This window comes from Hominimerdicola intestinalis (genome assembly GCF_054655215.1).
Genome location: NZ_BAAHNZ010000001.1, coordinates 445,707 through 470,926, shown reverse-complemented (window position 1 = coordinate 470,926; position 25,220 = coordinate 445,707). Strand labels below are relative to the sequence as shown.

Annotated in this window: 25 protein-coding genes; 18 read left to right on the top strand and 7 right to left on the bottom strand. The window is 48.0% G+C overall.

The genetic code is table 11. The annotated features are described in order from the left end of the window. Window positions 1-34 precede the first annotated feature (34 nt). The 9 genes from ACYQ0H_RS02275 (at window position 35) to ACYQ0H_RS02235 (ending at window position 11,453) form a co-directional block, all read left to right on the top strand. Window positions 35-2,101 (top strand): C40 family peptidase, encoded by a 2,067-nt coding sequence (locus ACYQ0H_RS02275; protein ID WP_459811208.1) that lies wholly within the window; start codon window positions 35-37, stop codon window positions 2,099-2,101. A gap of 32 nt (window positions 2,102-2,133) precedes the next feature. Then, the gene (locus tag ACYQ0H_RS02270; protein WP_459811207.1) at window positions 2,134-2,391 is read left to right on the top strand and encodes a DUF4315 family protein; all 258 of its coding nucleotides are present in this window, start codon (window positions 2,134-2,136) and stop codon (window positions 2,389-2,391) included. Further along, complete coding sequence (locus ACYQ0H_RS02265; RefSeq protein ID WP_459811206.1) at window positions 2,381-3,109, top strand: DUF4366 domain-containing protein; 729 nt, start codon at window positions 2,381-2,383, stop codon at window positions 3,107-3,109. Before ACYQ0H_RS02270 ends, ACYQ0H_RS02265 begins: the two co-directional genes overlap by 11 nt. After that, window positions 3,106-3,294, top strand: a complete 189-nt coding sequence (locus ACYQ0H_RS02260; RefSeq protein ID WP_459811205.1) for a hypothetical protein — start codon at window positions 3,106-3,108, stop codon at window positions 3,292-3,294. Before ACYQ0H_RS02265 ends, ACYQ0H_RS02260 begins: the two co-directional genes overlap by 4 nt. A gap of 10 nt (window positions 3,295-3,304) precedes the next feature. Next, complete coding sequence (locus tag ACYQ0H_RS02255) at window positions 3,305-5,398, top strand: DNA topoisomerase 3 (RefSeq protein WP_459811232.1); 2,094 nt, start codon at window positions 3,305-3,307, stop codon at window positions 5,396-5,398. Window positions 5,399-5,616: 218 nt separating this feature from the next. Then, window positions 5,617-9,936 (top strand): YodL domain-containing protein, encoded by a 4,320-nt coding sequence (locus tag ACYQ0H_RS02250; protein WP_459811204.1) that lies wholly within the window; start codon window positions 5,617-5,619, stop codon window positions 9,934-9,936. 4 nt (window positions 9,937-9,940) lie between these two features. Beyond that, complete coding sequence (locus ACYQ0H_RS02245; protein ID WP_459811203.1) at window positions 9,941-10,882, top strand: hypothetical protein; 942 nt, start codon at window positions 9,941-9,943, stop codon at window positions 10,880-10,882. Window positions 10,883-10,884: 2 nt separating this feature from the next. Next, window positions 10,885-11,091: a transposon-transfer assisting family protein gene (locus ACYQ0H_RS02240; protein ID WP_459811202.1), complete on the top strand. Its 207-nt coding sequence runs from the start codon at window positions 10,885-10,887 to the stop codon at window positions 11,089-11,091. Next, window positions 11,088-11,453, top strand: coding sequence for a cysteine-rich VLP domain-containing protein (locus ACYQ0H_RS02235; protein ID WP_459811201.1), 366 nt, complete (start codon window positions 11,088-11,090; stop codon window positions 11,451-11,453). Before ACYQ0H_RS02240 ends, ACYQ0H_RS02235 begins: the two co-directional genes overlap by 4 nt. A 184-nt stretch (window positions 11,454-11,637) precedes the next feature. Here the strand turns inward: ACYQ0H_RS02235 and ACYQ0H_RS02230 are convergent, their stop codons facing one another. The 7 genes from ACYQ0H_RS02230 to ACYQ0H_RS02200 all read right to left on the bottom strand — a co-directional run bounded on the left by ACYQ0H_RS02230 (window position 11,638) and on the right by ACYQ0H_RS02200 (window position 15,704). Further along, on the bottom strand, window positions 11,638-12,267 hold the full coding sequence (locus ACYQ0H_RS02230) for an alpha/beta fold hydrolase (protein ID WP_459811200.1): 630 nt from the start codon (window positions 12,265-12,267) through the stop codon (window positions 11,638-11,640). 163 nt (window positions 12,268-12,430) lie between these two features. Continuing rightward, window positions 12,431-12,781 carry a DUF6050 family protein gene (locus ACYQ0H_RS02225; protein ID WP_459811199.1) on the bottom strand — a complete coding sequence of 117 codons (351 nt, stop codon included), beginning with the start codon at window positions 12,779-12,781 and terminating at the stop codon, window positions 12,431-12,433. 4 nt (window positions 12,782-12,785) lie between these two features. Next, entirely contained in the window at window positions 12,786-12,986 is a 201-nt protein-coding gene (locus tag ACYQ0H_RS02220; protein WP_459811198.1) for a hypothetical protein, read from the bottom strand. Window positions 12,987-13,086: 100 nt separating this feature from the next. Further along, complete coding sequence (locus ACYQ0H_RS02215) at window positions 13,087-13,365, bottom strand: helix-turn-helix domain-containing protein (RefSeq protein WP_459811197.1); 279 nt, start codon at window positions 13,363-13,365, stop codon at window positions 13,087-13,089. A 94-nt stretch (window positions 13,366-13,459) separates the two neighbouring features. Continuing rightward, entirely contained in the window at window positions 13,460-14,809 is a 1,350-nt protein-coding gene (locus ACYQ0H_RS02210) for a relaxase/mobilization nuclease domain-containing protein (RefSeq protein WP_459811196.1), read from the bottom strand. Continuing rightward, window positions 14,770-15,099: a plasmid mobilization protein gene (locus tag ACYQ0H_RS02205; RefSeq protein ID WP_459811195.1), complete on the bottom strand. Its 330-nt coding sequence runs from the start codon at window positions 15,097-15,099 to the stop codon at window positions 14,770-14,772. Before ACYQ0H_RS02205 ends, ACYQ0H_RS02210 begins: the two co-directional genes overlap by 40 nt. Window positions 15,100-15,350: 251 nt before the next feature. Then, the gene (locus tag ACYQ0H_RS02200; protein ID WP_459811194.1) at window positions 15,351-15,704 is read right to left on the bottom strand and encodes a helix-turn-helix domain-containing protein; all 354 of its coding nucleotides are present in this window, start codon (window positions 15,702-15,704) and stop codon (window positions 15,351-15,353) included. 176 nt (window positions 15,705-15,880) lie between these two features. On the opposite strand from ACYQ0H_RS02200, the gene ACYQ0H_RS02195 reads away from it, so the two are divergent. The 9 genes from ACYQ0H_RS02195 (at window position 15,881) to rnr (ending at window position 25,072) form a co-directional block, all read left to right on the top strand. Next, window positions 15,881-16,531: a TetR/AcrR family transcriptional regulator gene (locus ACYQ0H_RS02195; protein ID WP_459811193.1), complete on the top strand. Its 651-nt coding sequence runs from the start codon at window positions 15,881-15,883 to the stop codon at window positions 16,529-16,531. Window positions 16,532-16,624: 93 nt separating this feature from the next. Continuing rightward, entirely contained in the window at window positions 16,625-18,322 is a 1,698-nt protein-coding gene (locus ACYQ0H_RS02190) for an ABC transporter ATP-binding protein (protein WP_459811192.1), read from the top strand. Window positions 18,323-18,818: 496 nt separating this feature from the next. Further along, complete coding sequence (locus ACYQ0H_RS02185; RefSeq protein ID WP_459811191.1) at window positions 18,819-19,259, top strand: RNA polymerase sigma factor; 441 nt, start codon at window positions 18,819-18,821, stop codon at window positions 19,257-19,259. Continuing rightward, window positions 19,240-19,497 (top strand): helix-turn-helix domain-containing protein, encoded by a 258-nt coding sequence (locus ACYQ0H_RS02180; protein WP_459811190.1) that lies wholly within the window; start codon window positions 19,240-19,242, stop codon window positions 19,495-19,497. Before ACYQ0H_RS02185 ends, ACYQ0H_RS02180 begins: the two co-directional genes overlap by 20 nt. A 433-nt stretch (window positions 19,498-19,930) precedes the next feature. Further along, window positions 19,931-20,167: a MerR family transcriptional regulator gene (locus tag ACYQ0H_RS02175; RefSeq protein WP_459811189.1), complete on the top strand. Its 237-nt coding sequence runs from the start codon at window positions 19,931-19,933 to the stop codon at window positions 20,165-20,167. Window positions 20,168-20,170: 3 nt separating this feature from the next. Next, entirely contained in the window at window positions 20,171-21,475 is a 1,305-nt protein-coding gene (locus ACYQ0H_RS02170; protein ID WP_459811188.1) for a tyrosine-type recombinase/integrase, read from the top strand. A 351-nt stretch (window positions 21,476-21,826) separates the two neighbouring features. Continuing rightward, window positions 21,827-22,081 (top strand): preprotein translocase subunit SecG, encoded by a 255-nt coding sequence (gene secG, locus ACYQ0H_RS02165; RefSeq protein WP_459811187.1) that lies wholly within the window; start codon window positions 21,827-21,829, stop codon window positions 22,079-22,081. 89 nt (window positions 22,082-22,170) lie between these two features. Further along, window positions 22,171-22,959 carry a GNAT family N-acetyltransferase gene (locus ACYQ0H_RS02160; protein WP_459811186.1) on the top strand — a complete coding sequence of 263 codons (789 nt, stop codon included), beginning with the start codon at window positions 22,171-22,173 and terminating at the stop codon, window positions 22,957-22,959. Continuing rightward, window positions 22,952-25,072 (top strand): ribonuclease R, encoded by a 2,121-nt coding sequence (rnr, locus tag ACYQ0H_RS02155; protein WP_459811185.1) that lies wholly within the window; start codon window positions 22,952-22,954, stop codon window positions 25,070-25,072. The genes ACYQ0H_RS02160 and rnr overlap by 8 nt, the downstream gene beginning before the upstream one ends. Window positions 25,073-25,220: the final 148 nt, after the last annotated feature.

Below are 25,220 nucleotides of genomic sequence, written 5' to 3'. Positions count from 1 at the left end.
GCAGTATAAACCCCGCGATAAAATCACGCAGAAAATGACCCGCGACGGAGCGGTTGAAATCAACGAAACACAGGAAACCGTCGAGCGTATCAGCAAGCGGGCGCAGGACGCGGACTTACAGAAAACGCCGGAACAGCAAGCCGCGCAGGATATGGCGCAGCTTAACCCGTTATCATCTGACACCGCCCCTCTCCCTCTTGCGCCGGGGCTTGCCCCAAAGCAGGACACCGCCACAGCGGAACGTGTTGCAGAGCATATCGACGCGGCACATACCCGTAAAAGGAGCAAAAAGGCGGTAAAGAAAGCGCAGCAGGAAGCCGCAGTAAAAACAAAATCTTCCCGGCTGCAATTCACCGACGAGGAACGCGCCGCCCCGGAGCTTGAAAAGTATATCCAAAAATCCGATAAAGCCGCCGACCGTCTGGACGCGGCAAAAGCGGCTATCCCCAAAAAGAAAACCCTAACCACCGAGCGCACCTTTGACGAAGCGACGGACAAGGGCAAAACCCGCTTGCGTTTTGAGGAAAAGGAAAAACCCATGCCCGGAAATCCCCATAAAAACCCGCTTTCCCGCCCCGCGCAGGAAGCGGGCGTTTTCGTCCACAACAAGATACATTCCGTTGAAAAAGACAATTCCGGCGTGGAGGGCGCGCACAAATCCGAAGAATTAGCGGAGCGCGGCGCGAGGTACGGAACGCGGAAAATCAAGCAGGGCTACCACAGCCACAAGCTGAAACCCTACCGGGCAGCGGCAAAAGCAGAAAAGGCGGCGTTTAAGGCAAACACCAACTTTCAGTACCACAAGACCCTTGCCGATAACCCGCAGCTAAAAAGCAACCCCGTTTCCCGCTTTTGGCAGAAGCAGCAAATCAAGCGGCAATACGCAAAGGAAGCGAGGGACACCGCAAAGGGCATACGGGGCATTGCGGAACGGACGCGCAGGGCGGCGAAAAAAACCGCTGAAAAGACCCGGCAGACAGCGGCGTTTGTGGCGCGGCACCCGGCAGGCGTATGTATTGCCATTGCCGCGCTGCTTCTCTTTATTCTGATTATGTCGGGGCTGTCCTCTTGTGGGGCTATGTTTTCCGGCACGTTAAACGGCGTTGTAGGAACGTCCTACACGTCGGAGGACAGCGACCTTGTGGCGGTGGAACGGAATTACGCCGCAAAGGAAAACGCCTTGCAAAATCAGATTGACAATATCGAAAGCACCCACCCCGGCTATGATGAATACCGCTACGACCTTGACGCTATCGGGCATAACCCACACGAATTAGCGTCCTACCTCACCGCCCTTTTGCAGAGCTACACTCCGCAGAGCGCACAGGCCGAATTGCAGCGCATTTTTGATAAGCAGTACACGTTGACGCTGACCGAGGAAGTAGAAATACGCTACCGGGAGGAAGAGCGCACCGACACATGGACAGACGAGGACGGAAACGAGCATGAGGACACCTATACCGTACAAGTACCCTATGAGTATTACATTCTCAATGTCAAGCTGACAAATACGCAGATTTCCACGATTGCACAGGAGCTACTTACCCCGGAACAGCTTGAAATGTACCGCGTCTACCTTGAAACAAGCGGCAACAAGCCCTTGCTATTTGGCGGCGGTTCTCCCGACACGAGTGCGTCCGAGGATTTAAGCGGCGTTCACTTGGTAAACGGCACACGCCCCGGCAACCCGCAGCTTGTAGACCTTGCGAAACAGCAAGTCGGCAACGTGGGCGGTTATCCTTATTGGAGCTGGTACGGCTTTGACAGTCGCGTGGAGTGGTGCGCCTGTTTCGTGTCGTGGTGCTACGGGCAAGCCGGAAAAAGCGAGCCGCGCTTTGCCGCCTGTCAATCACAGGGGATTGCTTGGTTTACCTCTCATGGACAATGGAGCGATAGGAATTATGCAAACATAGCCCCCGGCGACGCTATCTTTTTCGATTGGGATTTAGACGGGAGCGCAGACCATGTAGGGCTTGTTATCGGCACAGACGGAAACCGCGTTTACACCGTTGAGGGCAATTCCGGCGACGCCTGCAAAATCAAAAGCTATCCGTTAGACTATGGCTGCATTAAAGGCTATGGGCTGATGAATTGGGACTAAACATTTTTGAAAACGGAAAGGAGTATCACACTATGGCAACAAACAAAATTGACCGTATCGACCGGGAAATCCAAAAGACCCGCGAGAAAATCACCGAGTATCAAAACAAACTGAAAGGATTGGAAGCGCAGAAAACCGAAGCGGAAAATCTGCAAATCGTACAGCTTGTGCGCTCTATGCGCGTTTCGCCGCAGGAGCTTAACGCTATGCTGTCCGGCGGTGCTATTCCCGGCATTGCAGCGGTTTCCGCAGATGATGAAGAACAGGAGGAAAACGAAGATGAAGAATAGGATTTTTAAGACACTCACCGTACTTTGCGCCGCCCTTATCTGCATGGGCGGCTTTTCTGTCACCGCCTTTGCACAGACCCCGGAGGGGCAGGACGCCACCGACGACAGCGGCGTTATCTATGAAGAACCGAAAAAGGAAGAACCCCTTACCCCGGACGGGAACGCAACCCTTGTAGATGATTTCGGCGGCAATAAACAGCTTATCACCGTTACTACCAAAAGCGGCAACTACTTCTATATCCTCATTGACCGGGACGACGAGGGCGAAAACACCGTCCATTTCTTAAATCAAGTGGACGAAGCGGATTTAATGGCGCTCATGGAGGACGAGAACGGCAAGGCCGAGGAAGCCCCCGCCGTTTGCAGTTGTACCGATAAATGTGAAGCCGGAGCCGTAAACTTGAATTGCCCGGTATGCGGCACCGACCGTACAAAATGCGCGGGCAAGGAAGCCGAGCCAAAGCCGCAGGAAGAACAGCCGGAGCCGGAACAGAAAAACAATCCGGCGGGACTTTTACTTATCGTGCTTGTGATTGCCGGAGTGGGCGGCGGTGCGTTCTACTATTTCAAAGTGGTGAAACCGAAACAGGCGGCAAAGGGAAGCACCGACCTTGAAGATTTTGACTTTGACGAATACGACGGGGACGAGCCGGAAGCCGAGGACGGGCAGACCGAAGATACCGCGGAACAGGAGGACGACCCGGAGGAAACCCTATGACATGGTTCACAGACAGCGTATTTGAAAAGATGATGACACAAAAACCGGACGGGCGGCGTGAAAGTGCGCCGCCCGTTCCCCATTCCCCGGCTTGTGATAGCTGCCCCTATCAAGGGCAATCCCCTTGTGTGGGCTACTGTATCAGACAGCTAAAGGAAACGCAGCATACCGAGCCGGAACGATAAAAAGGAGGAAATTTTTATGCAGTTAGTAATTGCAGAAAAACCGAGCGTGGCACAGACTATCGCCGCCATTCTTGGTGCAAAGGAGAAAAAGGACGGATATACCGAGGGCGGCGGCTATGTTGTTTCCTGGTGCGTCGGACACCTTGTAGGGCTTGCAGAAGCCGCCGCCTACGGGGAGCAGTACAAAAAATGGAGCTATGACAGCTTACCCATTCTGCCGCAGGAATGGCAATATACCATTGCCGCCGACAAGGAAAAGCAATTCAAAATCCTAAAAGACCTCATGCACCGCGCCGACGTTTCCGAAGTCGTCAACGCTTGCGACGCAGGGCGCGAGGGCGAGCTTATTTTCCGTTTCGTTTATGAAATGGCGGGCTGCAATAAGCCCATGCGCCGCCTTTGGATTTCTTCAATGGAGGACGAAGCGATTAGACAGGGCTTTGCTTCCCTCAAAGACGGGAAAGAATATGACCCGCTTTTCGCTTCTGCCCTATGCAGGGCAAAGGCTGATTGGCTTATCGGTATCAACGCGACCCGCCTTTTCTCTTGTCTGTACGGAAAGACCCTCAACGTGGGGCGGGTGCAGACACCGACCTTGAAAATGCTTGTTGACCGGGACGCGGCGATAACAGGCTTCAAGAAAGAAAAATACTATCATGTGCGCCTTGACCTTTCCGGCGTGGAAGCGGCAAGCGAGAGGATCCGCGCCGCTGATGAAGCGGAAGCACTCAAAACAGCTTGCGAAACGTCGCGGGCCGTTTGTGTTACGCTGACCCGCGAGAAGAAAACCGTTGCCCCGCCGAAGCTCTTTGACCTTACCAGTTTGCAGCGGGAAGCAAACCGCATTTACGGCTACACCGCGAAGCAGACCCTTGACCTTGCGCAAGCCCTGTATGAAAAGCGGCTTTTGACTTATCCGAGGACGGACAGCAACTATCTGACCGACGACATGGGCGAAACGGCGACAGCTATCGCCGCCCTGCTTTGCGGCAAGCTGCCTTTTATGGCGGGTGTGGATTTCTCCCCGGAGATTGCCCGTCTGCTTGACAGTAAAAAGGTATCAGACCACCACGCCATTATCCCCACTATGGAGCTTGAAAAAAACGATCTGCAGGCGTTGCCGGAAAGCGAGCGAAATATCCTTATCCTTGCCGGGGCGCGTCTGCTCTTTGCCGCTGCCGAGCCGCACACCTACGAAGCGGTTACGGCGGTTTTCTCATGCGCAGAAAAAGAGTTTACCGCAAGGGGAAAGACGGTACTTTGCGCCGGGTGGAAAGACCTTGAAGCACGTTTCCGGGCGACGCTGAAAGCAAAACCCGACCCGGAGGACGAGGGCGAGGGATTGGAGCTTAACGCGCCCGCCTTTGCCGAGGGGCAGACCTTTGAACACCCCGCCGCAAAGGTAACGGCGCACGACACGACGCCCCCGAAGCCCCACAACGAAGCGACCTTACTTTCCGCAATGGAACGCGCCGGGAATGAGGACACCGACCCCGACGCGGAACGGCGCGGGCTTGGCACCCCCGCCACCCGTGCCGCTGTCATTGAAAAGTTAGTGTCTGCCGGATTTGTGCAGCGCAAGGGAAAGCAGCTACTCCCCACCAAAGACGGGAACAACCTTGTTTGTGTGCTGCCGGATAGTCTGACAAGCCCGCAGCTTACCGCCCAATGGGAAAACGCCTTGACGCAGATTGCAAAGGGAGCCGCCGACCCGGACGACTTCATGCAGGACACCTACGAAATGGCGCGGGTGCTTGTGGAAACCTACTCCGCCGTTCTGGACGGAAAAAAGGATTTATTCAAAGAGGAAAAGCCCTCTCTTGGCAAATGCCCCCGTTGCGGCGGCAATGTCTACGAGGGCAAGAAAAACTATTACTGTTCTAACAAGGATTGCGGCTTTGTCATGTGGAAAAATGACCGCTTCTTTGAGGAACGCAAAACCGCCTTTACCCCGAAAATTGCCGCCGAACTACTTAAAAACGGCAAGGCAAAGGTGAAAAAGCTGTATTCCCCGAAATCGGGCAAAACCTACGACGGAAGCATTGTTTTAGCCGACACAGGCGGGAAATACGTCAACTACCGCATTGAGATACCGAAGAAATAAAGTTACGCAGCAAGCATAGGAAAGGGGTACCCTTTCCGTAAAATCCCCGTTTTCTCTGACCGAGAATGACGGGGATTTTTGCTTGTTGGGAAGTTTCCCAAACCCTCTAAAAAACCTAAAAATCTTTGGCAGACAGCACAGGCGCGGTGTAATAGGGATTGCAAATAAAAAACCGCAGCGTCCGCGACGCTGCCATACACGAAAGGAGGTTTTCACACATGGCGAGTTTGCGGGACACCGTAAAAAATTATCAAGAAGAATTGCGGGACGGTATCGCTTGGATAGCGTTCTGGCGGGAGGGGCGTTCTTGGAACGCGGAACACTTCCACCTTGATATGAGCGATATTCTTTACCCGGAGGACAAGGGACGGTTAGAAGAAATCAAGGACAAAGACCCTGCCGCCGTTGTGGTTAACGGCTATTACAGCGGGCAGCTTGGAGAAGAAATGAGCGTGGACGAACTGACCGCAGGAGTGCGCTATCACTATGAAAACGGCATGAGCCGCCTTGACCGATTTATCGAAGCACACGACGACAGTCTATCCCCGGAGGAAATAGAAAAAGGGCGGGCAATCGCTCACGCCGCAGGACTTCCCTTTTCTGAAAAGCCCTACCGGGGCGACGAAGATTTTGACCCTTATGTATTTGACGGGAGCATGAGCATTGAGGATTACGAGCTTATGCACCGCATGATTGAACAAGAAAGGAGTGGACGAATGAGCGAACAATTTTCTATCCTGATTGACAGCCGCACCCGCTTTGAAACAGGCGAACCTGGCGGCGTGTGGCTTCCCATGCCCGCCACAGCACAGCAGCTTCACACCACCATGCAGAGCGTTGGCATTACCGCAGACAACCCGCAAGACTTTTTCATCAATGGATTTGCAAACACCGAGGATTGCCCCTTTGACGTGCCGCTTGCCGTTATCCAAAACGGCAGCGTGGACGAGCTGAACTATTTAGGCAATCTGCTTTCCATGCAGCGCGACGAGGACAAAGAGAAGTTTGTAGCGGCGGTGACGCATGGCGAGTACACCGGGAACTTAAAAGACTTAATCAACCTTGCGCAAAATCTTGATTGCTATTGGCTCTATCCCACCGTCCAGAGCGAGGAAGATTACGGCTATTACCTTGTGGACGAACTGGGCGAGCCGGAGCTTCCCGAAGAAGCAAAAAAGTATTTCATGTATGAGGAATACGGGCGGGATTGCGCTATCAATGAGGGCGGCAGATTTACCGAACAGGGCTATATCTACAACAACAAAAATACCTTTACGGAGTGGTACGACGGGCGCGACGTGCCGGAGGAATACCGCATTATGAGCTACCCGCAGCCGGAACGCCCCGACCCGGAGAAATCAGATGATGAAGCGATAGCGGCGACGCTGACCGTTGGACAGCCGCGCCCCGTTATGCCGATTATCTTTTCCGCAGAAAAACCCGCCGACAAAATGAAAGAGATTACCGACCGCTTGGAGCAGGGTATCATGGGCGTATTTGAAAGTGAACGCTACGCCGACTATTTGCGAACCATGTCGAAGTTTCATAATTACAGCTTCAACAACACGCTGCTTATCGCCATGCAGGGAGGCAGTCTTGTAAAGGGCTTCCGGCAATGGGAAAAGGAGTTTGACCGTCATGTAAAATCCGGCGAGAAAGCTATCAAGATACTTGCTCCCGCGCCCTATACAGTAAAAAGGCAGACAGAGAAAATCGACCCCGCCACAAAGAAGCCTGTTATCGGCAGGGACGGTAAACCCATAACCGAGGAAAAGGAAATCACTATCCCCGCGTTTAAGGTGGTATCTGTTTTTGACGTATCGCAGACCGAGGGAAAGGAGCTTCCCGATATTGCCGTTTCTGAATTGACGGGCGACGTGGAGCAATACAAGGATTTTTTCGCCGCCCTTGAAAAGACCTCTCCCTATGACATAGGCTTTGAAGCGTTGGGCGGCAGCGTAAAAGGACGCTGCTTTTATGAGGAACACCGCATTGCAATCAACGAGGGCATGAGCGAGTTACAGAACATCAAAACAGCAATCCATGAAATCGTCCATGCGACGCTGCACGACGCGGACAGGGACGCGCCCGAACACCCCGACCGCCGCACCCGCGAGGTACAGGCGGAAAGCGTCGCCTATGCTGTCTGCCAGCATTACGGGCTTGACACGTCGGACTACTCTTTCGGCTATGTCGCCGGGTGGAGCAGCGGGCGTGAGCTTGCGGAATTGAAAAGCTCTCTTGAAACAATCCGCAGCACCGCCGCAAAGCTGATTGATACCATTGACGGGCATTTCGCAGAAATCCAACAGGAGCAGGACAAGGCGCAGACACAGGAGCAGACGCCCGAAAAAAACGCCGCGCCGGAGCAGCCAACACAGGAAGCCGTGTCAAAACCACAGCAGACCGCAGGGCAAGAACAGGTAGAGCAGCCGCAGGGCGGCGACGACCCGCAGCCTACGGCGGCACAGGAAAAAACGTCCGCCGTTCCCTACTACGCTATCAACGAAACAGCCGCCCGCCGAGCAAAGGAAGCAAACAGCTATTCCGATTACAGACCGGGCAGCGCAACGGCTGAATATCGGCAGTATGTTGATGAAGCCGCCGAGCTTGCGGCGCGGCAGAAAAAGCGGGTAGACCCTATGTACCATGAGAAAATCGACAGCCTGCTTGACACTTACGCCCGCAAATTAGCGGAGAACATAAACAGCCGATTTTCCATTGACGCCCGCGTTCCCTCTATCCTCATTACAGGCGGCTCTAACTTTCCCGTCCGCAAAAAAGAAAAACAGAACGCCGCCCGTGATAGGAATTGGGGCGAATGGCAGGAAATACAGGGCTTGCTTGATAAAATCCGCAGCACAGGCATGGGCGGTATCAGTGCGGACGACCCACAGGCTGTTCAGAAATTGGAAAGCAAACTTGCGGGATTGGAACAGTCACAGGAAACCATGAAAGCCGTAAATGCCTACTACCGCAAGCACAAAACCCTTGACGGCTGCCCCCACTTGTCACCGGAAGCTATCGAGAAGCTAAAGTCGAGCATGGATAACGGCTATCATCTGGAGGGGAAACCCTATCCCACTTGGGCGTTATCCAACAACAGCGCGGAGATACGCCGCGTGAAAAGCCGGATTGCCGATTTATCAAAGAAACAGGAAATCGGCTACGTCGGTTGGGAGTTTGCGGGCGGCAGGGTGGAAGCGAATACCGAAGCGAACCGTCTGCAAATCTTCTTTGAGGAAAAGCCCGACGAAGCAACGCGTGCAGAATTAAAAGGGGGCGGCTTCCGTTGGTCGCCTACCGCCGAAGCGTGGCAGCGGCAGCTTACCGACAACGCCTATTATGCGGCGAACTATATCAAATCCATTCAGCCCCTATCCGGCGAAAAGCCGACGGACTTACAGCGGGCGCATATCCGGGAAGAAAAGGCAAAGGCAAAGGAGAAACCCTTTACCTCTGAAACCATTTACAAAGTACGCGCTAACCCATACAGTGACCGCATAGAAAACCGCTATCTGCTGCAAGAATATGTGACGCAGGAAAACGGCATGGCAAAGATTGGCGACATTCTGTATATGGGTACGCCGGAGAAATGCCGGGAGCTGATGGGGCGGCTTGTCGCCGGGGAGCTGACGCAGGGGCAGGTAAAGGAGCTTTACGCAAAGGCGCAGGAGCAGCCACAGGAGCAGGCCGCCGACTTTGAACAGCCGCCGCAGGAAGCCGAGCCGGACAAAGACACCTTTACCATTTATCAGCTAAAACGCGGTGACGAAACGCGGGACTTCCGCTTTGAGCCTTACGACCGTTTACAGGCGGTGGGGCTTGCCGTTGACAGGGCAAATTATGAACTTATCTACACCGCGCCCCTTGCGCCGGGTACATCACTGGAAGATATTTATACCCGTTTCAATATCGACCACCCGAAAGACTTTAAGGGACACAGCCTTTCCGTTTCCGACGTGGTAGTGCTTCATCAGAACGGGCAGGACGCAGCCCACTATGTAGACAGCTTCGGTTATCAGCAAGTGCCGGAGTTTTTACGGGAGCAGCCGCAGCTTATCCCTGACGAGCATTTGACCGGGGAGAAAATCAAGACGCCGCGAGGAAGTTTCAGCCTTACGGATATGACCGTCGAGCAGATGAAAGAAGCCGGATATAGCTTTCATCATCAATCGGACGACGGAAAATATAACATCATGGTGAGCAACAACCGCGCCTTTGCCGTTGCGGTAGAGCCGCCCGAAAAAGTCAATCCCTTAAAGCACGTCGAGGACACCGTAGAACAGAACGACAACAATTTTGACGGTATCATCAACAACACGCCGCAGACCCCTACCGTGGACGAACTGGAAGCAAAGGCAAAAGCCGGGGAACAGATTTCCTTGACCGACCTTGCAGCCGCCATAAAAGCCGACAAGGGGCGCGGCGGCAAAGAGGAGGAAAAGCCCTCTATCCGGGCGCAGCTTAAAGCGGACAAGGAACGGGCGGCGCAGAAAAAGGGCAAGACCAAAACACAGGACTTGGAAAGGAGCTGACCGCATGAATAAGTTTGAAAACGTGGATATAATCGCTTCCCTTGACGCTATCATGCGGCAGAACACCGCATTTTACCAAAACGATTTTGAGATTGACAAAGAGATGTTCCAAAAGGCGGCGGCAAGCCCCGCCGCCGGGGATAAAACGCTTTTATGGTTTTCCCGTCCGTCCGGGACGCAATGTAGCCGCGAGAGGGACGTATTCTTGAAAGACACCGCCCCCTATACCACATGGAGATATTACGGGGAGCAGACCCGCGACAATATCCTTGCCTATGCGGTGAAAATCACCGGCATGGAAAACAGCATTATCAAAGGCAATCTTTATCAGCTTGATTTCCAGCAGCATTTTAAGCGCGTCATGGAACAGGCGTTACCCGCCGATACCTACACGCTGATATATGAGCATGGGGAACGGACACACCCCGCGAAACAGTATTTTGACGGTTCTCCCGACCCGCAGCTTGGAAAGTTTGAACGCTTTGAAGCGCAGCCCAACGACCCGGACGCTTTGCGCTATCTTCTACAAGAGGAACAGCGCGGGCGGGAGCAGATCACGCCGGGAGATTTCAAAGAGCATATCGCCGCCCTGCATGAAAGCCGGATTGAAGCGGAGGCGCGGCGCATTGTGGAGCAGATGAAAACCTTGAACAATCCCAACAGCCCCAATAAGACACATTTCATGGTGGAAGTGTCGCCTTACTTCACGCAGCTTGCGTCAAGTGCAGATACCGACCGTTTATGTTCTATGCTGCCCTACAAGACGTTGACGCTTGGCAATCTCAAAGAGCAGCGCGGCGTTTATGCTATGGTGGCAAAGGAAGAAATCCGGGACAAGAACATTCGCAAGCCCCGCCCCTCTATCCGGGCGCAGCTTGCGAAAGGCAAGGAAAAAGCCGCCCCGAAAAAGGCGGCAAAAACAAAAAATCACGATTTGGAGGTATGAGCATGAACAGATTTACCGTTGAGGAAACAAACCTTTTGAGCATTTACTATGAGGACAGCAAGCGGGCGTTAATCGAAAACATCAACGCCGCGCTGCCGTTCATGGACGCGGATATGCGGGAGCTTGCAGAGCGTACCCTTGCAAAAGTGGACGCTTTGACCGAAGCGGAATACGCCGGGCTTGCCGTTTACGCCGCCGACGAGGTATGAGCGGGATAAAGCGGCTGACGCCGCCCCAGAGCCGGAAAGTCAATGCACTTGTGAAAAAGGAGTGCTGCAACTGCATAGACGGGAATTGTATTCTTTTGGACGACGGGGACGAGTGCGTTTGTCCGCAGCTTATTTCTTATTCCCTGCTTTGCAAGTGGTTCCGCGCCGCTGTCCTGCCCGCTGACAGGCTTCTATATGCCGAGCTTTACCATGCGGAGGACAGGCGGCAATGTGCGGTATGCGGTGCGCCCTTTGCTTCTACCTCTAACAACGTCAAATACTGCCCTGCTTGCCGGAAACGTATCACCAACAGGCAAGCCGCCGAGCGCATGAGGAAACGACGCGCCCTTGTTACGCAGTAGGGGCGAAAAAAGCCTTGATTTATGCGGCTCTGGCAGTCGCTTTCTAAGGCGGTAAGGACTTAATACCTTTTCCCTTAAAAAAAGTGTCCTACTGTGTAACATTTCAAAACTGTATCAGAAAAGAAAGCCGGGGCGCGAATCGTCTTTAACGACTGTCCGCGCTCCGGCTATTTCTTTATATCTGTTACAGAACGTCATTCCAAAAATCATAAATCAGATTAGAAAGCTCTTTAGGGTTATCAATATTGACTTCGTGAGAGGAATTAGGGACGGTTCTAAACAGACTTCCTTTAATTTTTTCATTCAATTTCTTTGCACTATCCATATTCTGATTATCTTTAACGCCACACAAAATTAAACTCTTGCACTGTATTCTATCTAAATTTGTCGCTATATCTAAATTACCCATTGATTTTACAAATGAGATAAAATTCTTTTTAGGACACCCTATTTTTTCAAACGTAGCTTTGGGCATAAATCGAAATATAATGCTTTGTACTCTAAAAAGAAATTTTGGTATTTCGTATGGAGTACCAACCAAAATAATTGAATTTACTTTATCAGGAAATTTCTTTGCATAATCTATTGCTAATATGCCACCCAAAGACAACCCACACAGATTTAATTTCCCTTCAAAACCGTTACAATAATCAGAAAACTCATTAAACAAAGTAGCATAGTCCATTTTTATATTGTCAAGCATAGAATATAGATTAGGAGTGTCTGCTTCTATGCTTTTATTCTTCAACTCATAATTAACTTTTTCCCAACTATTTTCATTTTGTCCCAATCCATGTATCAAAATATTTTTCATGTTTTTGCCAACTTTCAATATTTATATGCTATAAAGTTATCTTAACAGGAACTATTATATCATACGGGTATGAATAAATCTATCCCCTAAAAGAAAACCGGGGCGCAGATTGTCTTTACTGAATGTCCGCGCCCCAACTCTTTTTCCGTTTTCTCGTATGTATTTAAAGCGTTCCTGCTTTATCCGGCGTAAGGAAACGGTATACCGTAAGTGGGATATACCATGCAGCCACAACAAGCCGCCATATCAAAACGACGACGCCGATAAGCCCTCCCAAAATGAAGTTAAGGGCGACAATCCCCACCGTACCGCCTAAATCGTAACCATGTGGCACAATCCACACGAACATACGGCGAATACCGAAAGGAATACCGCAGCACAGCCAGATGTAAAAGTAATTTGTTTCGCTGTTCTCCGTAAACACGTTCTTGAACATGGAGAACAGGAACAGCGCAATCACAACAGGTAACACTGTTTTCTTGAAAAAATCTTTCCATATCTCTCCGCGTGTCATGGTATCACCCCTTATCTTCAATATACTCACCTTGTACGGGCTGCAATTCCTTTTCAATCCGCTTTCTGTAATGGTTTTTACGTCGGTAGAAATAATCGCGCACTTCATATTCTGGTATCCATATATCCGCAGCTTCTATCTGCTCCATGACGGCGGCAACGATTTTCCAGTTGTTCCGTTTGTGCGGCTCATAGCCCTTTTCCACCCATAAGCGGCGGTATTCCTCATACAGTCATGCGCTGATTTGCTCTTTTTGCCGCTGCTTCAAATGTCTGAACTGCTTATCTGTCCGTAATAGCTTCCCGTCAATTTTCTTGTGATTTTTTGTTCCCGTTGCCGTTACCCTCCCTTTCCAATGTATCAAGGGGAAATTGCGGGATAGCTTCTATCAGCTTCAGCACAAGGGCTTGCCGCATATTCTCGTCAATTTCCTTTTTCATGCTTCCGTCCGGCTGCTTCTTTTCAATGGTGGCGAGCTGGCCTATTTCGTCTGCATAACATTCAAGCACCTTTTCCACCGCCCATTTTTCCCCGGCAACGGCGGCGCGTATGGTTTCATATTCCGGCATATTCTGTTGTGTCATATTGGAAAACTCCCGTCTTTCTTGTTCTTGTTTGATATTCATATTCTACCATACGCCACACCCCATTTCTACATAAACTGCAAGTATAAGCTCTTTATCCGCGCTCTGTTTCCTTGCTCTGTTCCGGCTCCTTGTCCTGCCGCAAAATGCTGTCAATATTGCGCTTGATAACGTCGTATTCCATGACCCTCTTTTTCAACTTGCCGTAATCGGCATATAGTGTTTTTTTCTGCTCACCGAGGGCGGCATATTCCGATTGCAGGGCGGCAAGGTTGGGGAGCTTTTGGACGTCCGCCGCTTTTATCGCTTTGGCGGCGGCTTCATAGAGGATAAGGCTGCTTTCATTTTCACGACGGAAACGGGGCTTGTCCTTTGCCGCCCGGTATGCGTCGGCTATGGGCTTTGTCTGTTTGTAAGTAGTGATGTTCTTGATAAGCAACGCCATATCTGCAAGCTGCTTTTCCGCGCCCTTTAATGCGTCTGCCGCCTGTTCGCTTTCTGCCGCGATTTCCGCTATCTTGGCGGTCAAATCCGCATATTGCTCTATTTTGTTTTCCGTCAAGAAGTTCAGCGTCTTTGCCGCCTGTTTCAGATTGTGGATTTTCGCCCATTGCTCATAGCCCCGGCTTTCTCCGGCCTTGATACTGTTTTCAATATCAATCAGCAGGGACACGCCCTTTTTCTCTGCTCGTGGAGCTTTGGCAGCGCGGGTGCGCTTGCCCGCTATCCGTGACCTTAGGGCTTCCTCTGTATAGTCCGCGCCGAGGGTTTTTAAGCGGGTAAACCGTTCCTGCCCCGGAGCGCGGCACGATATGTATTTGCCCCGTTTGATTTCATAGCCCGCTGCTTCCAACTGCCGCAATAATTCCTCAAAGTCTGATACTTGGGGGATAAGAGCGTCAACGGCGATTTTCAGCTTGCCTTTCCAACTTGCGCCCACTTTTTCAGCCTGGTACTCCGCATAGCTTTTCCCCTTGCTGTCTTTGCCGGGGACAACGACAGACAAGCCGTTTTCCCTGCACAGCCTGTCGCTCATGTTCCGTATGCCGTAATATGTCCTTTTGTTGGAATTGTACTTGTGGTGGTCTACAAAATTGACCGCGCAAAAAATCACATGATTATGGATATGACCTTTATCAATGTGCGTCGTTAAGACGTATTCATACTGCCCTTTTGTTACCGCGTCGGCAAGCTGCCGCCCGATTTCATGCGCCTGTTCCGGCGTGGTTTCCCCCGGCTCAAAGGACTGTATCAAATGGTGGGCGAGATTGTTCCCCTTGTCTATGGATTGGGCGAGAGTAAAACCGAACTCAATATCTGCCGTTTCTGCCGAGCAGCCGAACGAGGACACAAGCATTTTCCCGTCTGTCTTGTCCGGGTTTTGGATATAGTCAAGGGCTTTGCTCAACGTGCTTTTAATAGGCTTAATCTTTGTAACCGCCATATTTCTGCAAGCACCCCCTTTATTTCCTCTATATCCTCTTGGTAAACGCTGCCCGTTGCATTGGCGCGCCGCGCTATCTGATTGATGTTTACGCCGATTTTCTGCAATTCCGCTGTCATAGCTTTTATGTCGCTATGGTCTACTTGAATGATGTACCCGTCGATTGCCATTTTCCGCAGATACGCCGCCATGTTCCGGGTGGGTATCTGTTTCATTTTTTGCTCTATTAAGTCGCGTTCTTCTTCTGTAACGCGAAACTTTATTTGCACCGTCCTTTTTCGTCCGTCCATTGCTTGCGCTCCTTTCCGTTCCGAGGGTTTGGGAAACTTCCCAACAAGCATTTTTGCCGACGAACCGCAGAGCGCGGGCGGGCAAAAATACGGAAGTGGTACCCGCTTCCTATGCTTGCTACGAAACTTTTTCCTTATCCCTACTACAACGGAAAGCCCTGTTTTGCCAAAAGAGCGCAAAAGAAAAACGCTGCAATCCGCAAAGATTACAACGCTTCCTCAATCCCTATTTTGTTTTGTGCCGGACATGGTTATCTGTCCTCACTTTCAACTTCCTTAACCTCTTTTGCCGTGGCGGTAACTATCCGTAAGCCCCTGTCACTGATACTGTCAAGCAGGCTATCAAGCTGCCGACGCTCCGTAGACTTTTCCGCTTCCTCATTTGGGAAAAAGAATTGGTCTACCGATACATCTAAAAAGGTTACAAGCTCATAAAAGATTTGCAGGCTTGGGTGCTGCCCGCTGTTCTCGATAGAAGCAATATAGCGAGGGGCAATGTGCAGCGTATCGGCTAACTGATTGCGCGATATTCCCTTTGCTTTTCTTGCGGTTTTTATGGCTTGACCGAAAGCCTTAAAATCGTATTTCTCTTTGCTCTGCTTCATATTTTTCACCCTACTACATTTTACCGTTCACCTTTCTTTTGGGATATGAGTACACATATCATAGTATTGACAGTAATAGAGCATATTTTGCTATCCGAAAAACTTTCTTGACACGACAAAATAGCCATGCTATTATAGATACATATAAATGTATCGAAAGGTGGGATTATAACGAAATGGCAAGAAATAAGTATCCAGAAATAACAGAACAGCGAATATTGGATTCAGCTTACAAATTGTTTGTTGAAAGAGGGTGGGAGAAAACAACAATACAGGATATAATTGATGATTTAGGTGATTTGACAAGAGGTGCATTTTATCACCACTTCAATTCCAAAGAAGATATTATCGACGCAGTTACAGATAGAATGTTCGCAAACGAAAATCCTTTTGAACGAGTTAAAAGAGATAGTTCATTAAGCGGAAAGGATATGTTAAAAAATGTCTTGACCCTCTTTTTAACTAATGAGGAAAGCATAAAACTGGTTAAAAAAATTCCTGCTTCCGTGAGAGAAAGCCCACAACTTATTTCAAAGCAAATCAAAGATTGCAAAACAATTGTTGCCCCCTACATTCAAAATCTAATTGAAATCGGGAATGAAGATGGGTCATTACAAATTGAGCACCCAAAGCAAGTCGCCGAAATGTTTAGCTATTTAATAACTATTTGGGTATCTCCTAAATACTCTTTATCTGCTGATGAATACGAAGCAGATTTTGTGAATACGATTGATACCTTTTCTGAGGTTTTGACTAGTGCGGGCTTACCCATTTTAGACGGAGATGTAAAGGATTCAATTATAGCAGCATTTAAAAAAGAATATTAGGAAAAGTTCACAAGTAACTCTGACTGCCATAAATGGCAGTTAGTTTTTGAACATATACATACATTTATATGTATTAAACGGGAGGTTTATTTAATGAAGAAGTACATTTCTCAAAACAAGAAAATATTAGTTGTTACAATCGCTATGGGTATATTGTTTTCAATTATGTCAGCTTTTTTTGCAATTATGGTTCAGCAGTTAATTGATATTGCCGTAAAGCAAGATATACCCGCATTTACCAGAATGGTAATCTTTACTTCCGCGTACATACTACTTACTGGTCTTGTACACCTTGGGTATGCGGTATTGTGTAAAAAAATCATCTGTCGAATTACAGAAGCATTAAGATTTGATGTTTTCAAAGGTATATTGAAAAGAAACATATCCGATTTCAAGTCTGTAAATTCTGCTGATTATATATCCGCATTGACCAACGATGTCAAACTCATTGAGGATAATTATTGTATTCCGCTCTTACAAGGAATGTTAGGTGCAGTAGAGTTAATTGCATCTGCCGCAATACTTATCTATTTCAGTCCAATTGTATTTGTAACGCTTGTCGTACTACTTGTTCTGCTTACTGTAATTCCGGGACTGTTCAATAAAATTTTAGAAAAACGGCAAAGCAATTTCTCAAAAGAAATTTCAAAGCTAACTATTCTGATAAAAGATTTCATGTCCGGCTTTGAGGTCATTAAGTCCTATAAGATGATTACACACTCTGAACAATCATTTGATAATGAAAATAAAGCAACGACAAAATCAAAATATAGTGTGGACGCCATTACTGCCGCTGTGGAGTCTGTTTCAATAGTATTAGGCTCTGCCGTTTTAATCGTTGTGTTTTGCGTTGCGGTCTACCTCATTATCATGGGAAATATTACAGTTGGCGTATTGGTTGGTGTATTGCAGGTTTCGGGACAAATTGTAAACCCCATTCAAATTTTGTCTCAAAGCATACCCAAAATTCAAGGTTCAAAGTCAGTAATTCAGCGGCTTGTAGACTTGAGGGAGTATCAAATAATTACAATGACTGGCGATAAAGAGCCTACATTTAATAACGAAATCACCGTCAAAGACTTACATTACAAATATCAGGACGGAAACGAAGTGTTATGCGGGACGCAATGCAAATTTGAAAAGGGAAAGAAATATGCCATTGTCGGTAAAAGTGGGTGCGGAAAAACTACGCTTATTAACCTATTAAACGGTTATTTTGACAATTACACCGGAGAGATATTATTTGACGGAGCAGAACTACATTCTCTTGATATTGAAAAACTAAATGAAATGATTGCAGTTATTCATCAAAATGTTTATATGTTTGACGCAACAATAGAAAGCAATATATGCCTATATAAAGACGTACCGAATGAAAGTCTTAAACGGGTATTAGAAATGAGTGGTGTTGATACATTTCTTAATAATGGGAGGACTATTGACACTCATGTTGGTGAAAATGGTGCTAACCTATCCGGCGGTCAGCGTCAACGTATCGCGGTTGCAAGAGCATTAGTACAAAATAAGCCAATTTTAATTCTTGATGAAGGTACTTCTGCTATTGATTTACAGACAGCGTTTGATATTGAAAACAAACTGCTTAGTATAGATAGTCTTACTGTCATTACAATTACTCACTCATTTAATCCAGATTTACTTCGAGCTTATGACAAAGTGATTTTTATGGAGCAAGGTAAATGCACTATGGGTACTTTTGATGAATTATTGGAGCATAATGGCACGTTCACCCATTTCTTCATGCTGCATAAAGACAAGGAGAAATTTGAATAGTTACCTAAAAGAGATAACTGAACCTCCTTACGAAAAAAGAAACCGTTGTTGTACGGCAGCATTTTTATACGCTTATCAAAATACCGGTTATCTAAATGACAGTTTTTAAATAACAATAAAAGCCGCCGTTTTCCTTTCTGAAAATTGGAAATACGGAGGGTGTATGAAAGTCGCCCTTTTTAAGGAAACGGCGGTATCAAGGGAGGTATCGCCGTGTTTTCTTTGTATCGACATAAGTTGACAATCTTCTTACTATCAAAAAAAGCCTATATCCACCGTCGGGATATTCTGGTTTCATAGATGATTACACACATCATATAAATACTGTTAATATTTCCCTTGCGCCCGTCCGAGTTTTTCGGACGGGCGCATTTTGTTTTCCTCAAAGATTTTTTCAAAAAAATCTGCCTGTCATTCGGCGTTTGAAAAAATCGCCTGTATTATCACGCGAAAAGGGGAAGTCCTACCGCCTTTCGGCACGAAAGGAGGTGAGAACATGAAACCTAATCGCATGGAGTTTCAGAAACAATGCGCCTTTCAAAGTTTCTGTAAACGGGTGCTGCATAACGAAGCCTGCAACGCCCATGAGGAAATCCGGCGGCACAGAGTTAAGGAGGTCACTTTTTCCGACCTTGCCTTGCATGAGGAACGGCAGCTTTACACCCGCGACAAGTATTTTGAAAGCGAACAAGCGGAGCCGGGATTTAACATTGCAGGGAAACGGATAACGGCAAAGCTGATAGCCGAAGCTCTCCGTACCTTGCCGGAAGAAAAGCGCAAGGCCGTACTGCTGTATTACTTTGCAGGAATGACCGACGTTGAGATTGGAAAGATTTTCGACACGTCGCGCAGCACGATACAGTACAGACGGACAAGCTCTTTTGAACTGCTAAAAAGATATTTGGAGGAACACGCTGATGAATGGGACGAATGGTAAACAATCTGACTACCCGGAAATCGCCCTTGTTCCTTATCCTGTCATTTTGGCAGCAACAAAGGGCGACCCGGACGCTATGAAAATTGTCTTGCAGCACTTTAGCGGCTACATAGCAAGTCTGTCTATGCGGAAGCTCTACGACGAGCGCGGCAACGCCTATTACGGCGTGGACGAGGATATTCGTGAACGGCTGCAAGCAAAGCTAATGAGGGCTATCCTCACATTCAGGGCTGAATAACTGCCGACCAAAGCGAAACACTTTATCCCCCTTTTCAGTTTCGCAGCGTGAAGTAGATAGCCCCTTATGCTCCTTGAAAAAGAAAGCGGCGCAAGAGAACGGCGGCGCAGTATAGGGCAAATCAGATACGTTCCTTTTGCGCCGAGCTATACGGCGGGTGCGCCATGACGCTGTTTCCTTTTCGGGGATAAGCCGAGCGACAGACACCGCGCCGGGAAGTAAGTTAGCACCTTGCGGGCAACGACGCGCAAAATACATAATGATACTCCCTTATAGCCATAGTCCGAGCGTTAGAAGCGTCGCAGGCAATGGGTAGGGCTGCATGAGAACCATGCAGGGGTGAAACTCCCGTGAGGTTGTGCTAACAACCGTCTGATTAAAGCTCTTTTTCGTAAATTGACCTTTTAGCCATTCTACGAAAGGGGGTATTCCTATGGCAAAAAAGGAAACAGCAAGCCCCGTTATCCCTGTATTCCCTATGTTAAAGACCGTTGAGCAAATGAGCAAAATCAGCGGTATCGGGGAAAATAAATTGCGTGAGCTTATGGATAACGGAGAGCTTGAATATATACAAAATGGAAACCGTCGGTTGATAGCCGACGCTGCTATCTGGGATTGGTACCACAGAGCAAAGATAGCGGCGAAGCCCCCGGCAGGACAAGGGGGTTAAGCTATGGCAATCAGAACAAGACAGGCAAAGAACAAACGCGACAGCAACGGCGTACTGACCGGGCGGCCGGGTACAGTTTACGACGTTGATATAAAGTACACAGCCCCCGACGGGGCGAAAAAATCCTATACAAAGCGAGGGTTTGCAACCAAACGCGAAGCGGCACAGCATGAAGCGGAAATGAAAACGAAGCTCCAAAGCCCCGGACAAATCGCGTCCATTTCTTCACAGGGAAAGCAGACCGTCGCCCACTATCTCAATGAATGGGTGGAAAGCTATGCAAGGGTAAACTTGCGCCCCTCTACTTACGACGGGTACAAAAAGACCATTGCAAACTATATCAATCCCTATATTGGCGGCGTTGCCCTTAATCAGCTTACCCCCGCTATGGTAGACAAGATGTTTCAGCAGATTATCGACAAGGGCTTGAAACCGTCCACCGCAGCGGGGGCAAAGCGCGTTTTAAGCGTCGCCCTGGGACACGCCCGCAAATATCGGTATATTGAAACCAACGCGGCGCGGGACACACTCACGAAGTTTGGCAAGGGCGATAAGACACCCGACCCTTACACGCCGGAGCAAGTCAAGGCACTCATGCAGCGCGTCGAGGGTACGGTTTGGGAAATGCCCGTTATTCTTGGCGGGCTGTACGGTATGCGCCGTTCTGAAATCTTGGGCTTGCGTTGGCGTAACGTGGATTTGGAAAACAACACCTTTGACGTTTCCGAGCAGCTACCTTTTAAGGTGCCGCCGAAAACAAAAACCATTGAAGAAATGGCGCCGCCAAAATCCAACGGCAGGACGCTACCCATTACTGACCTTGCCCGCCCGTTTTTTCTCAAACAGTTTGCGGCGCAGGAAGCGCAAAAGGAACAGGCAGAAAAGGACGGAAAACCTTACTACCACAATGACCTTGTTGTAGCGAAGCCGGACGGTTCGCCTATCGCCGCGTCGTGGGTATCTTCACAGTTTGGAAAACTGCTTGAAGATTTGGAAATGCCACATATCCGTTTTCACGATTTACGCCATACGGCAGCTACCAATATGCACCAACTGACAGGCGACTTTTATACCGTGGGCGAAATCTTGGGACATACGCTTGCGGGTATCGGCGCGTCGTTAGGACTGTCCATGAACTTTGAAGCCGTTACCGCCCGATACGTTGACGTGCGCCTTGAACGCAAAAAGGAAGTCCTTGACGCATACCACAACGCATTGGAAAAGGCAGACCCGGCGCAGGCAAAGGAAGCGGCAGCGAAAAAAGAGAAAGGCGCGGCGAAGAAAAAAAGCCGTGATATTTCCCTTTAATCTCACGCAACCTTTTACTGCTTCTTATAGTGTTTTATATCTCCCCGTCGAGTTAGGGCGGCAAAAAAGCGTCAAACGGCATTTCTCAGCCGCAGACGCAGGGACGCAGAAAGCCGCAAAAACGTAGTGTTTATGCGGCTTTCCGGCGTTTCCGTTATCAACTTTTATCTTGTGGAGCGACAGAAAATTCTACTATATTTTATTGCTGTGCCATACTCAATCAGATCACAGTCCATAAAAAACCAATTAGATGAGTAAAAAATAAAAATTTTACATTTCCTATTGACAAACGCCGTTATTTTTGGTATACTAATATAAATTGCATATTATCGGATTTTGGAGGAAAAAACAATGAGCGGATTAGAAATTGTAGCAGGCGTGCTTCTTATTCTGGCAAGTCTGGTGATTATTTTAGTAGTTTTGGTTCAGGAAAGCAAGGAGCAGGGATTGACTTCTGCTATCGGCGGCGGTTCAAACGAATCGTTCTACGGAAGAAATACAGGAAGAACCCGTGACGCTAAGCTTTCTAAATTTACCAGAACGGCGGCAATAATATTCTTTGTTGTTACACTGGCAGTTAATATTATTTCGTCAATACAGAAATAGTCATATCAAGCTGAAAAACTATGCCCTGCTTATGCGGGGCTTTTGTTTTGCGTCGATGGAAAAAAGCCTGAAGGGAGGATAATTTTACGGTGTTTACGGTCAATGACCCGAAAAAAATAATAGATATGTTTTCATGGTGCAGAGATTCAATGCTGAAAAGCTATTCGGAGGGAATAACCGGGGCAGGATACTGTGATAATAAATCTGAGCCTGCTTGGTCGGCAGTGTTTACCGGAGATTACTGCTTTCTTGCAGGAAAGCCTGCAGAAAACAATGAGCTTGCACAATTAATAAAAAATAACGGCAGCGAAACCGTAGTTATTCCTCAATATTCCGACTGGCTTGAACCGCTTAATAGGTGCGGCTGCGGTCTGGAACTTACAAAGCGCTATCATACAAGGCTTCCCGATAACGGCTTTGATTTAAAAAAGCTTGAAATTATCAGGTCAGAAATTTGTAAAATAAAAGGTGCGGCTATTGAAAAAATAGGTGAAAAGGAATATAATGAACTGAGATACTGTAAATGGGAAAATTCGTTTGTAAGCAATTTTAAGGATTACAGCGACTATAGCAGGAACGGTTTTGGGTATATTATTCTTATAGACGGGCAGATCGCTTCAGGAGCTTCAACATTCGGAAGCTACAGCAAGGGCGTTGAGATTCAGATCGCTTCTGACCCGAAATACAGAAGAATGGGACTAGCCTCAATATGCTCCGCACAGTTTATTATCGAATGTATTAAAAGAGGTCTGCGCCCTCACTGGGACGCGGCGAATTTAATATCAGTAAAAATTGCAGAAAAGCTGGGCTTTGAATACGACGGAAGCTATCCGGCTTTTTACATTAATAAAACGACGAAAGGCAGATCAGATGGTTAAGAAAAAGGAAAAGAAAACAGATTATCAGAAGCTTATATTTATAAAGCTGAAAAAATCCGGTAAGAAACCGATAAGCTTTAAGGAGCTTCTGAAAAGCTGCCGTATTAATGGCTTTGATTTCGGTGAATTTGTAAAAGCGGTCAATAAGCTTAAAGCAAAGGGAGAAATAACCGAGACCCGCTCAGGATTCTTATTAATAGATAAAAAATCCTTCGTGAAATGCGTTGTTGCCCGTCTTAATAAAACCTACGGGTTTGTAAGAGATACGGCTACAGATCAGGAGTTTTTTATTACAGGTAAGTTTCTCAAGGGAGCAATGCCGGGGGATATCGTTCTGGTGCGTACCTTTGAGGGAAAAGGAGCTTCGCTTGAGGGCGAAGTACAGGAAATTCTTGAAGAAAACTTCTCACGCTTTACCGGAGAGATAGTTAGTGAATTCGGAGAGCTAAAAATAGTTCCTGATACGCTTTCAAAATATGCTATGGAGTTTGAAAATCCAAATGGCTTTGAACTGCATGAGCATGATAAGGTTATGGCTGAGATAACTGTCAGAGGCAGCAGACATTCGGAGCATAAATGTACAGTTGTATCAAGCTTCGGAAGCTCTCTTAAAGCCGCTGTCTGTGCGCTTTCAGTTCTGGAACTAAACGGAATAACCCCCGTTTTCCCTCCGGAGGTCATATACGAAGCTAAAATGGTTTCCGACAGCCTTAGGGTTTCTCAAGACACCGCCGACCGTCTTGACCTCAGGGATAAACCGATCTTTACCATTGACGGAGCTGATACAAAGGATATTGACGACGCTGTTTCTGTTGAAAGGATCGAAGGCGGCTACGAGCTGGGAGTTCATATTGCCGACGTTTCGCATTACGTTCTTCCTAAGTCCTCCCTTGACAGCGAAGCGTTCAAAAGAGGAACCAGCGTATATTATGCCAACCGTGTTATACCAATGCTGCCCAAGGAGCTTTCAAACGGAATATGTTCGCTGAATCCGCAGGAGGACAGGCTGGCGTTTTCCTGCCTTATCAGGCTTGACAGCAATGCCGTTATAAAAGAGTATAAGTTTGCAAAAACAATTATCCGTTCAAGGGTCAAGGGAGTCTATTCTGAATTAAACGAGCTTCTGGAAGGCTATAACTCTAAAACTCTCTGCGAAAAATACTCCGAGGTTCTGGAAACAATTCCTGTTATGCATGAGCTTGCCGTAAAACTGAACAAGAAAAAACTTAACCGCGGCGCTCCTCAGCTAGAAACTCCGGAAGGAAAGCTTATTATTAACGAGGATGACGTATGCGTCGGAGTAAAGGTAAGACAGCGCGGTATCAGCGAGGAAATGATAGAAGACTTTATGCTAACCGCAAACGAATGTGCCGCAAGATTCGGTCTTGAAAATAATCTTCCGTTTGTCTACCGTGTTCATGAAAACCCATCGGAGGAAAAGCTTGAAAATCTTAAAGAAGGTCTGACAAAGCTTGGGATAACCTTTAACTTCAACGGTCAGCCCTCCCCAGCAGATCTTTCGTCGATACTTGAAAAAGTTCGGGGAACTGATATAGCGGTGATAGTTAATAATCTTATCCTAAGATCAATGTCGAAAGCAAAATATTCTACCGAGCCTATCGGTCATTTCGGACTTGTGCTTGACGATTATGCACATTTTACTTCTCCGATAAGACGTTATCCCGATCTTACTATTCATCGTATAATGAGCGATTTCCTGGGAGGACTTACCGCAGAGCAGTGTGCGCAGAAGTATAATAAATTCTCCTACGCAAGCGCAGATCAGTCAACTCAGACCGAGCTTACGGCAATGAATGTTGAGCGCAGCTGTGAGGATTGCTACAAGGCGGAATATATGAAAGCGCATATCGGAGAGGAATTTGACGGTATAATAGTTTCGGCTATGGATTTCGGTTTGTTCGTAATGCTTCCCGATACCTGCGAGGGTCTTGTTTCCGTTCATGCGATGTCTGAAGGCGAATACTGTTACGACGGAACTATGACTCTGAAAAATCTCAATACCGGCGAAGCGTGGCGCGTAGGAGACAGGATCAGAATAAAAGTTGCAAACGCTGACGTAAACAGCGGTAAGGTCGACTTTATTCCCGCATAAAACTTTCGGGCAAGAAATTTTTCTTGACAATTATCATAAAATATGTTATAGTATTTCAGTACCCATGAGGGAGTAGTCAGCAGGCTGTTTTGAGGCAGTCTGCGGTAATGTCGACATAATGATTTTTTTAATCCGGTATTATCTTAAA